This is a genomic window from Aquabacterium sp. A08 (assembly GCF_011742065.1).
In genome coordinates, this window is sequence record NZ_JAAQQT010000687.1 from 46,821 (window position 1) to 59,484 (window position 12,664).

At 71.1% G+C, this 12,664-nt stretch carries 9 protein-coding genes; 7 read left to right on the forward strand and 2 right to left on the reverse strand.

The window, feature by feature from the left end:
* Positions 1-7 precede the first annotated feature (7 nt).
* On the reverse strand, positions 8-484 hold the full coding sequence (locus HA630_RS18320; RefSeq protein WP_166836576.1) for an Lrp/AsnC family transcriptional regulator: 477 nt from the start codon (positions 482-484) through the stop codon (positions 8-10).
* Between the two features lie 199 nt (positions 485-683).
* Here HA630_RS18320 and HA630_RS18325 point away from each other — a divergent pair, with 199 nt between their 5' ends.
* The 7 genes from HA630_RS18325 (at position 684) to HA630_RS18355 (ending at position 11,550) form a co-directional block, all read left to right on the forward strand.
* Entirely contained in the window at positions 684-4,325 is a 3,642-nt protein-coding gene (locus HA630_RS18325) for an indolepyruvate ferredoxin oxidoreductase family protein (protein ID WP_166836578.1), read from the forward strand.
* A 105-nt stretch (positions 4,326-4,430) separates the two neighbouring features.
* Entirely contained in the window at positions 4,431-4,793 is a 363-nt protein-coding gene (locus HA630_RS18330; RefSeq protein ID WP_166836580.1) for a hypothetical protein, read from the forward strand.
* Positions 4,793-5,770: a DMT family transporter gene (locus HA630_RS18335; protein WP_371809287.1), complete on the forward strand. Its 978-nt coding sequence runs from the start codon at positions 4,793-4,795 to the stop codon at positions 5,768-5,770. Before HA630_RS18330 ends, HA630_RS18335 begins: the two co-directional genes overlap by 1 nt.
* Before the next feature lie 112 nt (positions 5,771-5,882).
* Entirely contained in the window at positions 5,883-6,200 is a 318-nt protein-coding gene (gene yajC, locus HA630_RS18340) for a preprotein translocase subunit YajC (RefSeq protein WP_166836582.1), read from the forward strand.
* Between the two features lie 93 nt (positions 6,201-6,293).
* Positions 6,294-8,174, forward strand: coding sequence for a protein translocase subunit SecD (gene secD, locus HA630_RS18345; RefSeq protein ID WP_166836584.1), 1,881 nt, complete (start codon positions 6,294-6,296; stop codon positions 8,172-8,174).
* A gap of 15 nt (positions 8,175-8,189) precedes the next feature.
* On the forward strand, positions 8,190-9,140 hold the full coding sequence (gene secF / locus HA630_RS18350) for a protein translocase subunit SecF (RefSeq protein WP_166836586.1): 951 nt from the start codon (positions 8,190-8,192) through the stop codon (positions 9,138-9,140).
* A gap of 52 nt (positions 9,141-9,192) precedes the next feature.
* On the forward strand, positions 9,193-11,550 hold the full coding sequence (locus tag HA630_RS18355; RefSeq protein ID WP_166836588.1) for a DUF1631 family protein: 2,358 nt from the start codon (positions 9,193-9,195) through the stop codon (positions 11,548-11,550).
* A 9-nt stretch (positions 11,551-11,559) separates the two neighbouring features.
* Here the strand turns inward: HA630_RS18355 and dprA are convergent, their stop codons facing one another.
* Complete coding sequence (gene dprA / locus HA630_RS18360) at positions 11,560-12,657, reverse strand: DNA-processing protein DprA (RefSeq protein WP_166836636.1); 1,098 nt, start codon at positions 12,655-12,657, stop codon at positions 11,560-11,562.
* Between the last annotated feature and the right edge of the window lie 7 nt (positions 12,658-12,664).

The window sequence follows — 12,664 nt, forward strand, 5'->3', positions numbered from 1 at the left end:
CGGGGTTTCAGGGCGCCAGGTGGCTCAGGGGCAGGGCGCCGGCCCCCTTGACCTCGCCCAGCGAGAAGCTGGTGTGCAGGTCTTTCACGTTGGGCAGGTGGATCAGCCGCTGCAGCGCAAAGCGCGAAAAACCGTCCAGGTCGGCGGCCACCACCTGCAGCTCGAAGGTGCCGTTGCCACTGATGTAGTGGCAGGCGATGACCTCGGGCAGCTCGCGGATTGCCGCCTCCAGCACCCGGGTGGCGTCGCCGGTGTTGCGTTCGGCGTCCAGCCGCACGAAGGCCAGCACGCCCAGGCCGATCTTGCGCCGGTCCAGCACCGCGCGGTAGCCGGTGATGTAGCCGGCCTCTTCCAGCGCGCGCACCCGGCGCCAGCAGGGCGCCGCCGACAGGCCGACGCGCTGCGCCAGTTCGGTGTTGGTGAGCCGGCCGTCGGCCTGCAGGTGTTGCAGGATGGCCAGGTCGAACTTGTCGAGTGTTTCCATGGTTGTCTATTTTAAGAAAGAACCTTTCTTTTGATGGGGGTGGCGGGGCGTGAAAAGCAAAGACATTCCCCGCCACCCGGCCTACACTGTCTGGGCGTTGGGGGCGGTGCGACGGCGATCCCGTGCAGCGCCCGGCGGACCGCCCCGGGGTGGCCGCGCGCACGGCCCAGCCGGCCGATCACAACCACCGGAGACAGACATGAACGCCCCTTTGCCCGAGCCCCTGCGCCGCGCGCTCGAGACCGTCACCCTCGACGACAAATACACCCTGGACCACGGCCGCGCCTTCATGAGCGGCGTGCAGGCCCTGGTGAAGTTGCCCATGCTGCAGCGCCAGCGCGATGCCCTGGTGGGCAAGAACACGGCGGGCTTCATCAGCGGCTACCGCGGCTCGCCGCTGGGCGGCTACGACCAGGCGCTGTGGAAGGCGCGGGCGCACCTGCAGGCGCAGCACATCGTGTTCCAGCCCGGGGTCAACGAGGAGCTGGCCGCCACCGCCCTGTGGGGCACGCAGCAGTTGGGCTTTGCCCCGGCCGGCTCGAACAAGTTCGACGGAGTGTTCGGCCTCTGGTACGGCAAGGGTCCGGGCGTGGACCGCTGTTCCGATGTGTTCAAGCACGCCAACATGGCCGGCACCACGCCCTGGGGCGGCGTCATCGCCGTGGCCGGCGACGACCACGTGGCCAAAAGCTCCACCGCCGCGCACCAGAGCGACCACATCTTCAAGGCCTGTGGCTTGCCGGTGTTTTTCCCGGCCAGCGTGCAGGAGATCCTCGACCTCGGTCTGCACGCCTGGGCCCTGAGCCGCTTCGCCGGCGTCTGGGCCGGCATGAAGACCATCCAGGAAATCGTCGAGTCCAGCGCCACCGCTGAGGTGGACCCGCAGCGGGTGCAGATCGTGCTCCCCGAATTCGACATGCCGCCGGGGGGGCTGCACATCCGCTGGCCCGACACCGCGCTGGAGCAAGAGGCGCGGCTGATGGACCACAAGTGGTACGCCGCCCTGGCCTACGTGCGCGCCAACCGGCTGAACCACAACGTGATCGAAGGGCCGAACGACCGCTACGGCGTCATCGCCAGCGGCAAGGCCTACAACGACACGCGCCAGGCCCTGGCCGACCTGGGGCTGGACGACGCCACCTGCCGCCAGCTCGGCATCCGCCTGCACAAGCTGGCGGTGGTCTGGCCGCTGGAGGCGCAGACCACGCGCGAGTTCGCCACCGGGCTGCGCGAAATCCTGGTGGTGGAGGAAAAGCGCCAGGTCATCGAATACCAGCTCAAGGAGGAGCTGTACAACTGGCGTTCAGACGTGCGCCCCGACGTGCTGGGCAAGTTCGACGAGGTGGGCGGCGACCACAGCGGTGGCGAGTGGTCCATGCCCAACCCCAGCGCCCACACGCTGCTGCGCGCCAACGCCGATCTGTCGCCGGCGATCATCGCGCGCGCCTTGGCGCGGCGGCTGAAGAAACGTGGCATCCTGCCCGACGGAAGCGACGTGGCGGCCCGCGTGGACGCCCAGCTGGCCATCCTGGACGCCAAGGAGCGTTCGATGCAGGTGCTGAACGCGCAGACCCCCATGGCCGAGCGCCAGCCCTGGTTCTGCTCGGGTTGCCCGCACAACACCAGCACCCGGGTGCCCGAGGGCTCGCGCGCCATGGCCGGCATCGGCTGCCATTTCATGACGATCTGGATGGACCGCGCCACCGAAGGTTTCACCCAGATGGGCGGCGAGGGCGTGCCCTGGGTCGGGCAGCAGCCCTTCAGCACGGAGAAGCATGTGTTCGCCAACCTGGGCGACGGCACCTACTTCCACAGCGGGCTGTTGGCCATCCGCCAGAGCATCGCCGCGGGCGTCAACATCACCTACAAGCTGCTGTACAACGACGCCGTGGCCATGACCGGCGGCCAGCCGGTGGGCGAGCGGCCCGAGGGCCACAGCGTGCTGCAGATGGCGCACAGCCTGCGCGCCGAGGGCGTGGCCCGGGTCACGGTGGTGACGGACGAGCCCGAGAAGTACCACGGTGCCCACCACACCACCGTGGGCGGCGTGACGCTGACGCTGCCCGAGGGCGTGGCCGTGGTGCACCGCGACACGCTGGACGCGGTGCAGCGCGAGTGCCGCGAGATCCCCGGCACCACCGTCATCGTCTACGACCAGACCTGCGCCACCGAAAAGCGCCGCCGGCGCAAGCGCGGCACGCTGGCGGACCCGGCCACGCGCGTCGTCATCAACGAGGCGGTGTGCGAGGGCTGCGGCGACTGCGGCGTGCAGAGCAACTGCCTGAGCGTGGAGCCGCTGGAGACCGAATTCGGCCGCAAGCGCACCATCAACCAGAGCAGCTGCAACAAGGACCTGAGCTGCCTCAAGGGCTTTTGCCCCAGTTTCGTCACGGTCGAAGGCGGGCGGCTGAAGAAAAAGGCCGCCGCCACGGTGCCGCCGCTGGACTCGCTCGGCCCCTTGCCCGAACCGCGCCTGCCGGCCACGGCCCAGGCCTACGGCATCGTGGTGGCGGGCGTGGGCGGCACCGGCGTCATCACCGTCGGCCAGTTGCTGGGCGTGGCCGCGCACCTGGAGGGCAAGGGCATCGTCACCCAGGACGCGGCCGGGCTGGCGCAAAAGGGTGGCGCCACCTGGAGCCACGTGCTCATCGCCGACCGGCCAGACGACATCCGCACCACCCGCGTCGGCATGGCCGGCGCCGACCTGGTGCTGGGCTGTGACCCCATCGTCGCCGCGGGCAAGGAAACGGTGCTGCGCCTGCGCGCCGGCCGCTCGCGCGTGGCGCTCAACAGCCACGCCGCCCCGACCGCGGCCTTTGTGACCGACGGCGCCTGGCAGAACCCGGCCGAGCGCTGCCTGACCACGCTGACGCAGGCGGTGGGGGCCGACGCCGTGGGCGCCTTCGATGCCGACGCCCTGGCCACCACCCTGCTGGGCGACAGCCTCTACGTCAACCCGGTGGTGTTGGGCTACGCCTGGCAAAAGGGCTGGATTCCGCTGCGCCGCGAGTCCCTGCTGCGCGCCATGGCCCTGAACGGGGTGGCGGTGGCCCAGAACCAGGCCGCCTTCGAGTGGGGGCGCCAGGCCGCGCACGATGGGGCGCGGGTCAAGGCGCTGCTGTCGCCCGGGCAGGTGGTGGTGTTCAAGCCGCGCGAGACGCTGGACACCCTGTTGCGCCGCCGCGTCGCCTTCCTGACCGACTACCAGAACGCCGCCTACGCCCAGCGCTACGAGGCGGCGGTGCGCCGGGTGCAGCAGGCCGAACGCGCGGCGCTGGGCGCCGGCCCGTCGTCTGCCCTGGCCGAGACCGTGGCGAGCCAGCTGTTCCGGCTCATGGCTTACAAGGACGAGTACGAGGTGGCGCGCCTGTACACCGACGGCCATTTCCAGGACAAACTGGCGGGCCAGTTCGAGGGCGACTACCGCCTGCGCTTCCACCTGGCGCCGCCGCTGTGGGCCCGCCACGACGCCCAGGGCCGCGCGGTCAAGCAGGCCTTCGGGCCCTGGATGCAGGGCGCCTTCCGCCTGCTGGCGCGGCTCAAGGGCCTGCGCGGCACCGCCTTCGACCCCTTCGGTCGCACCGAGGAACGGCGCACCGAGCGCGCCCTGATCGGCGAGTACCTGGACGCGCTGGAAGAAGTGATGGCTGGCCTGACGCCGGACAAGCACGCGCTGGCGCTGCAGATCGCGGCTTGGCCCGAGCAGGTCAAGGGCTTTGGCCACGTCAAGGCCCGCCACCTGGCCGCGGCCCGTCCGCGCTGGACCGGGCTGCTGGCGGAGTGGCGGGCCGCCCCGTCCGACCAGGCGCCCGGCGAAGCCGGCCAGCGCCAGCGCGCCTGACGCGGCCGGGCCGGCACGGCGTTCTCGATCACAATCGGGCGCGCCGGCCCGACCCGGCGGACTGTTTTGAGGTGGGACCGGCCATTGCAATACCTGGAATTCGATTTGAGTGAGGACACCGAGGGGCGCTGCACCCTGGAGGCCATGGCTTCGGTGACGGCGCCGCACTGGACGGCGCTGCTGGCCGAGGTGGCGGCCGTGCTGGCCTGGGCGCACCGGGCGTTTCCGCCCGGCCCCGGCGCCCTGGACGACGGCGCCGAGTGGGACTGCCAGTTGCAGGCCAGCGACGACGGTGGGGCAGACCTGCCAGCGCACTTCGACCCGGCGGACGGCCGCCTGACCGTGCCCAAGCCACCGACGGGGGGCGCACGCCACACGCTGATTTTGACCCTGTGTGGCACCCCGGCGTTTGCGGCGGCCTGGGCCGAGGCGTGGGACGCCGCCCCGCCCCCGGGGCGGCGCGCGTGATGGGGGCACTGGGTTCTGGCGTGGCCTTCGCGCTGGCCGCCGGCCTGCTGTGGGGGCTGGTGTTTGTCGCGCCGCTGATGCTGCCGGACTACCCGGCCAGCCTGCAGTCGGTGGCGCGTTACCTGGCCTTTGGCCTGCTGTGCCTGCCGCTGGCCTGGCTGGACCGCCGCGGCCTGCGCCAGCTCGGCCGCGCCGACTGGCTCGAAGCGCTCAAGCTCGCCGCCGTCGGCAACCTGCTGTACTACCTGCTGCTGGCCAGTTCCATCCAGCGCACCGGCGGGCCGCTGTCCACCGTGCTCATCGGCACCTTGCCGGTCGTCATCGCGGTGGTGGCCAACCGCCGCAACGCCCGGCGCGATGGCCGCCTGCCCTGGAGCCGGCTGGCGCCATCGCTGGCGCTGATCGGGCTGGGCATCGCCCTGGTCAACCAGGTGGAGCTGGCCGCGCTGCTGGCGCAGGACGCGCCCGATGTGGCCGGCTACGCCTGGGGCGCGGTGCTGGGCGTGGGGGCGGTGGCCTGCTGGACCTGGTACCCGCTGCGCAACGCCGACTGGCTGCGCGACCACCCCGGCCGCAGCCCGCGCACCTGGGCCACCGCCCAGGGCCTGGCCACGCTGCCGCTGGCGCTGGCCGGTTACGCGCTGGTGTGGGGCGGCATGGCCGTGGGTGGCGACGGTTTTCCCATGCCCTTCGGGCCGCGCGCCGGCTATTTCGTGGGCCTGATGGTGGCGGTGGGTCTGCTCGCCTCCTGGCTGGGCACGCTGTGCTGGAACGAGGCCAGCCAGCGCCTGCCCACCGCCGTGGCGGGTCAGCTCATCGTCTTTGAAACCCTGGCCGCGCTGGCCTACGCCTTCGCCTGGCGCGGCGCCTGGCCCGCGCCGCTGACGCTGGCCGGCATCGGCCTGCTGGTGGCGGGGGTGCTGTGGGCGGTGCGCGTCAAGCCGGTGCCCGACGTGGCCGAGGCCCACCCGAACTGAGGCCACCCGCCCGCGCCGCAGCGGCCCCGGGCGCCCGCGATTAAAATGGCCGGTTGCCGACGTTCGCCCTTGGGCGGGCGTCTTCAGAACCCACACCACAGGACGATTCCACGTGTTCATTTCCAACGCTTACGCCCAAGCCGCCGGTGGCGACACCACCTCCACCCTGATGAGCATGTTGCCGCTGGTGCTCATGTTCGTGGTGCTGTACTTCGTCATGATCCGCCCGCAGATGAAACGCCAGAAGGAGCACAAGGCCATGGTCGAGGCCCTGGCCAAAGGCGACGAGGTGGTCACCGCCGGTGGTCTGCTGGGCAAGGTGGCCAAGGTCGGTGAAACCTACATCGGCGTGGAACTGGCCGACGGCGTGGAAGTCCAACTGCAGCGCACCGCCGTGGTGCAAGTGCTGCCCAAGGGCACCCTCAAGTAATTCCGCGCCCCCACGGGCATCCGACCGGCTGGGCCCCTGGCCCGGCCGTTTGGTTTTTGAGCACGCCTTGGCTTGTCACCGGAGCCTTCCCGCATGAACCGTTACCCCTTGTGGAAGTACGTGACCATCGTGGTCGCGCTGATCATCGCCACCCTCTACACCTTGCCCAACTTCTTTGGCGAGGCGCCGGCGGTGCAGGTCTCGGCGGGCAAGGCCACGGTCAAGGTCGATGCCACCACCGTGACCCGGGTGGAAGCCGCCCTGGCGACCCAGAACATCGTGCCGGCCGCGGTCCAGTTCGACGGCCAGTCGGTCAAGGCCCGCTTCGACTCCACCGACACCCAGATCCAGGCGCGCGACGCGATCGACCGCGCCTTCAACACCGACCCGGCCGACCCGTCGCACGTGGTGGCGCTGAACCTGCTGCCGCGCACCCCGGCCTGGCTGCAGTCCCTCAACGCCCTGCCCATGTACCTGGGGCTGGACTTGCGGGGCGGGGTGCACTTCCTGCTGCAGGTGGACATGCCGGGTGCGCTGGACAAGCGCGCCGAGGTCATCGCCAGCGACCTGCGCACCGCGTTGCGCGACAAGAACATCCGCCACGGCGGCATCCGGCGCGAAGGCCAGGCGGTGGAGCTGCGCTTTCGCGACGCCGAGACCCAGGCCGCCGCCCGCAACCTGATCGAGGCGCAGTTCCCCGACCTGCTGTTGACCGAGGCCCCGGCCGGCGCGCCCGAGCTGAAGCTGAGCGCGACCCTGCGCCCGGAAGCCGCCCGTCGCATCCAGGAACAAGCGCTCAAGCAGAACATCACCACCCTGAACAACCGCATCAACGAGCTGGGCGTGGCCGAGCCGGTGATCCAGCAGCAGGGACTGGACCGCATCGTGGTGCAGCTGCCCGGCGTGCAGGACACGGCCAAGGCCAAAGATATCCTGGGCCGCACCGCCACGCTCGAGGTGCGCCTGGTGGACGAAAGCCCCGAAGGCCTGTCGGCCGAGCGCGGCAACGCCCCAGTGCCCTTCGGCGCCGAACGCTACCTGGACCGCAACGGCCAGGCCGTCATCGTCAAGCGCGAGGTGCTCCTGACCGGCGAAAACCTGACCGACGCCCAGGCCGGCTTCGACAGCCAGAGTCAGGAGGCCGCGGTGCACCTGACGCTGGACGCCAAGGGCGCGCGCATCTTCCGCGACGTGACGCGGGAGAACGTGGGCAAGCGCATGGCCATCCTGCTGTTTGAGAAGGGCAAGGGCGAGGTGGTGACGGCGCCGGTCATCCGCACCGAGATCGGCGGCGGTCGCGTGCAGATTTCGGGCCGCATGACCACGGTCGAGGCCAACGACACCGCGCTGCTGCTGCGCGCCGGCTCGCTGGCCGCGCCGATGGACATCGTGGAAGAACGCACCATCGGCCCCAGCCTCGGGGCGGACAACATCCAGATGGGCTTCAACAGCGTCACCTGGGGTTTCATCGTGGTGGTGGTGTTCATGTGCGCGTACTACCTGATGTTCGGCGTGTTCTCCAGCCTGGCGCTGGCGTTCAACCTGATGTTGCTGGTGGCCGTGCTGTCCATGCTGCAGGCCACCCTGACCCTGCCCGGCATGGCCGCCATGGCGCTGGCGCTGGGCATGGCCATCGACGCCAACGTGCTGATCAACGAGCGGGTGCGCGAGGAATTGCGCAACGGCGCGGCGCCGCAGACCGCCATCAACGCCGGCTACGACCACGCCTGGGGCACCATCCTCGACTCCAACATCACCTCGCTGCTGGCGGGCCTGGCGCTGCTGGCCTTCGGGTCCGGCCCGGTGCGCGGTTTTGCGGTGGTGCACTGTCTGGGCATCCTCACCAGCATGTTCTCGGCGGTGTTCTTCTCGCGCGGGCTGGTCAACGTCTGGTACGGGCGGCAGAAGAAGCTCAAGCGCGTGTCCATCGGCACGGTGTGGACCGAGGGCCACAAAACCCTGGCCAAGGACTGAACGGGAAGCGAGACCATGGAATTTTTCCGCATCAAGAAAGACATCCCGTTCATGCGGCACGCGCTGCTGCTGAACGCCATTTCCTTCGTCACCTTTCTGGCGGCGGTGTTCTTCCTGGTCACCCGGGGCCTGAACCTGTCGGTGGAGTTCACCGGTGGCACGGTGCTGGAGGTGGCCTACGAACAGCCGGCCGACCTGGCGGCCGTGCGCAAGGTGGTGGCCGACCTGGGCTACGCCGAGGTGCCGGTGCAGAACTTCGGCACCTCGCGCGACGTGATGATGCGCCTGCCGCTGCAGGCCGGGCAGTCCTCGGGCCAGCAGAGCGAGGCCATCCTGGCCGCCCTGCAGGCGCAGGACCCGACGGTGCAGTTGCGCCGCACCGAGTTCGTCGGGCCGCAGGTGGGCAAGGAACTGGCCGAAGACGGTGTCAAGGCCTTGGCTTTCGTGATCCTGGGCATCATGGTGTACTTGGCCTTCCGCTTCGAGTGGAAGTACGCGGTGGCGGCCATCGTCGCCAACCTGCACGACGTGGTCATCATCCTGGGCTTCTTCGCCTTCTTCCAGTGGGAGTTCTCGCTGGCGGTGCTGGCGGCGGTGCTGGCGGTGCTGGGCTATTCGGTCAACGAGTCGGTGGTGGTGTTCGACCGCATCCGCGAAACCTTCAAGCGCCAGCGCAAGATGGGCACGCGCGAGGTGATCGACCGTGCCATCACCTCCACCATGAGCCGCACCATCATCACCCACGGTTCGACCGAGGTGATGGTGCTCTCCATGCTGCTCTTTGGTGGCCCCACGCTGCATTATTTCGCGATGGCGCTGACCATCGGCATCATGTTCGGCATCTACTCGTCGGTGTTCGTCGCCACCGGCATGGCGATGTGGCTGGGCATCCGCCGCGAGGACCTGATCAAGCCCACCAAGAAGGCCGAAGACCCGGACGACCCGAACGCCGGCGCGGCGGTCTGATGCGCGCCCGCGGCGGCCCGGTGTCCCCTTGCCCGCTGGCATACTCTCACCCATGAACCCGCCCCCGGCCGCAACGCCTGCCCTGGCCGCCCAGGCCCGCCAGGTGTTCGTGCGCCACCTGATCGACGACCTGCCGCAGGTGCTGCAGCGTCTGCTGGACGACCTGCAGGAGCGCATCGGCGAAGCGGTGTACAGCGAGGCGAGCCAGCGCCTGCAGGACAGCCGTGTACGGCTGCAAACCCTGGGGCCGGCATGGCTGGCGCAGGCCAAGTCGCGCTGGTCCCAGTCGCTGCGGCCGGCCACGCCCGCCGTGCCCGGCGGCACGGGTGGCAACCCGCTCAGCCTGGTGGCCGAGGAGGCGGTGGAGAGCCAGATCCTCGCGGCCCGGGCCGCCCTGGTGGCGGTGGACAACGGCCACGAAGCCTTGAACGAGCTGCGCCTGCGGCTGCAGCATCTGGAACTGACCGACGAACTCGACAAGCGCGACCCGGTGCTGGCCCTGAACGTGATGCAGGCGCTGGTGGACGCCTGGCTGGACGCCGGCCTGACCCGTGGCGACTGGCAGCACAACCAGGCCCTGCTGCACAAATTGGTCGCCAAGGTGGTCGCGGCTGGCTACGACGAGGCCAACCGCTTCCTGCTGTCGCGCGGGGTGCTGCCGCAGATCGACCTGCGCGACCTGGTCAAACGCAGCGGGCGCGCCGGGGCGGCCACGCCGCCGGCTGCCGCCGCCCCCACCGGGGTGCCGAGCCGGCCGGGTGGTTTCGCCGCCACCGGCTTCAGACCCAGTGGCTACGGGGGGTTGACCCATGTGGTGCCCCTGCGCACCGCGTCGGGCGGCGCGCCGCTGGAGCCGGGGCCGGCCCCCGGGCTGGCGGGCGCGGTGCCCGACGCGCCGGTCGATGGCCGGCAGGTGGTGGCCCAGCGCCTGAGCCGGTTCATGGCCGAGCGCGTGCCCGGGTTCACCGCGCGTTACCTGCCCGCCACGGCGGGCGCGCCCGGCCCGGCCTCGGCGGGGTCGCCGTCCACCACCGCGGCCGCCGGCAGCCCCGCCGCCGTGGCTCCGCCGGCCTGGCTGGGCGCGGTGGCCCTGCCGCCGGTGGACTGGAGCAGCCTGGAGGCCGGCGCCGCAGGCGCCAAAGCCCAGGCCCGGGCGCTCAAGCAGGCCGCCCGGTCCGACGAAGAAAAGGCCCTGATCGAGCTGGTGGCGCTGATTTTCGACGGCATCCTCAGCGAGGACCGTATTCCCGCCAGCATCCGGGTCTGGTTCGCCCGGCTGCAGATGCCGGTGCTGCGCCATGCCCTGAGCGACGCCAGTTTCCTGCGCGACGAGGCCCACCCGGCCCGGGTGCTGATCGACCGCATGGGCGCCTGCGTGCTCGGCTTCGACCCCAGTGTGCCGCTGTCGGCGCTGGAAGCCGAGATCAAGCGCATCGTGCAGGTGGTGGAGCAGTACCCGGAAACCGGGCGCCGCGTGTTCGAGCTGATGCTGCAGGAGTTCCAGGCCTTTCTGGGCCGTGCCTTGCGCCCGACCGAGCCCTTGCAGCGCGTCACCGACCTGGCCGGGCAGCTCGAACGCAAGGGCGCCCTGACGGTGCAGTACACCCTGGAGCTGCGGCGTCTGCTGGGCACGGCCCCGGTGCACGAGGGCTTGCGCGACTTTTTTTTCCACACCTGGGTGGAGGTGATGGCCCAGGCCGCGGTGGTCCACGGCGCGCAGCACGCGCAGGCGGTCCAGGTGCGCCAGCTGGCTGCCGACCTGTTGTGGGCCGCCGCCACCAAGCCGACCCGGCACGAACGGGCGCAGGTGATCGCCCGGGTGCCGGCGCTGATGGCCCAGCTGCGCGAGGGCCTGGCCCTGTTGGGGCTGGACGCGGCGCAGCAGGAGGTGGCACTGCAGCCCGTCAGCGACGCCCTGGCGGCGGCCTTCCTGTCGCGCTCCGCCGCCATCGACCCGGACTGGCTGGCCGGCTTCACCGCCCAACTGGGCCACCTGGAGGCGGTGCTGACCGACGGCGATGGCGACGCCGAGCCGGTGCCGCTGAGCCGGGAGAGCCTGGAACTGGTCACCGGCGAGGACGCCAGCCGCATCACCGTGCTGGCCAACCCGGACAACCCGGCCCCCAAACACCTGCTGGCCTGGGCCGCCGCGCTGCCGTTGGGCAGCTGGTACCGGCTGGAGCACAACGGCCAGCCGGTGGTGGTGCAACTGGCCTGGCAGAGCCCGCGTCGGCAGCTGTTCCTGTTCGTCACCGCCACCCAGCACGGCTTCCTGCTGGAGCAGGGCCGGGTGGCGCACTACCTCAAGGCCGGCCTGCTGCGCGCCGCCCAGACCGAGCCCCTGACCACCCAGGCCACCCGCCAGGCGTTGGACAAGTTGCAGGCCAACCCCGAGCGCCTGCTGGGCTGACCCTTCCGTTCAGCCCAGACCGACGCGCTGGAACAGCCCGCCGGGCAGGCGATGCACCCGGCCTTCCAATTCCCAGCCCAGCAGTTCGGCCTGCAGGGTGGGGGTGTCCAGCCCGGTGCGGGCCTGCAGCGCGTCCAGCCCCACCGGGTCGAAGCCCAGCGCCTCCAGCAAGGGGTCGCTGGGGCTGTCCGGCGGGGCCGCGGGCGTGGCCGCGCGGGCTGCCGGGGCCAGGTGCAGGTCTTCCAGAATGTCTTGCGCCGATTCCACCAGTTTGGCCCCTTGCCGGATCAGCGCATGGCAGCCGCGCGACTGTGGCGCGTGGATGGAGCCGGGAATGGCGAACACCTCGCGCCCCATTTCGGTGGCCAGTTGCGCGGTGATCAGCGAGCCCGACTGCAGCGCCGCCTCCACCACCAGTGTGCCCTGCGACAGCCCCGCGATCAGGCGGTTGCGCTTGGGGAAGTTGGGCGACAGCGGCGGCGTGCCCAGCGGGTACTCGCTGAGCAGCGCGCCCTGGTCGGCGATGCGGTGCGCCAGCGCCAGGTGGCGTTTCGGGTACACCCGGTCGAGCCCGGTGCCGACCACCGCCAGGGTGGGGCCGCCGCCGTCCAGCGCGCCCTGGTGGGCGGCGCCGTCCACCCCCAGCGCCAGGCCCGACACCACGCACAGCCCCTGGGTGGCCAGGGTCTGGGCGAAGCGGGCGGCGTTTTCGGCGCCTTGCGGGGTGGGGTTGCGGCTGCCGACGATCGCCAGCTTGTGCGGGTGCGCCAACGCACTGCGTTGGCCCAGCAGGTGGAGCAGCAGCGGGGGGTCGGCGGTCTGCAGCAGGTCGGCGGGGTAGTCGGCATCGCCCAGGGCCAGCAGGTGGTGCCGGCCATCGGCCGCCAGCCAGTCGCGGGTGCGCTGGCACAGTTCGCGCCAGCCTTCTGGCGGGCTGGCCAGGGCGGTGGCCAGGCGCGGCCCCACCACGGTGGACCAGGCGTCGGGCGGCTGCTGGAAGACGCCTTCGGGGCTGCCGAAAGCGGCCAGCAACTTGCGCGCGGTGCCGTTGCCCACCCCGGGGGTGAGCGTCAGCCGCAGCCAGGCGCCCAGTTCGGCGTCGGTCATGCGGGCG

Coding starts and splice junctions, on each gene's coding strand:
- HA630_RS18325 (WP_166836578.1), top strand. CDS start 684: ATGAACGCCCCTTTGCCCGAGCCCCTGCGCCGCGCGCTCGAGACCGTC.
- dprA (WP_166836636.1), bottom strand. CDS start 12,657: ATGACCGACGCCGAACTGGGCGCCTGGCTGCGGCTGACGCTCACCCCC.
- HA630_RS18320 (WP_166836576.1), bottom strand. CDS start 484: ATGGAAACACTCGACAAGTTCGACCTGGCCATCCTGCAACACCTGCAG.
- secD (WP_166836584.1), top strand. CDS start 6,294: ATGAACCGTTACCCCTTGTGGAAGTACGTGACCATCGTGGTCGCGCTG.
- HA630_RS18355 (WP_166836588.1), top strand. CDS start 9,193: ATGAACCCGCCCCCGGCCGCAACGCCTGCCCTGGCCGCCCAGGCCCGC.
- secF (WP_166836586.1), top strand. CDS start 8,190: ATGGAATTTTTCCGCATCAAGAAAGACATCCCGTTCATGCGGCACGCG.
- HA630_RS18335 (WP_371809287.1), top strand. CDS start 4,793: ATGGGGGCACTGGGTTCTGGCGTGGCCTTCGCGCTGGCCGCCGGCCTG.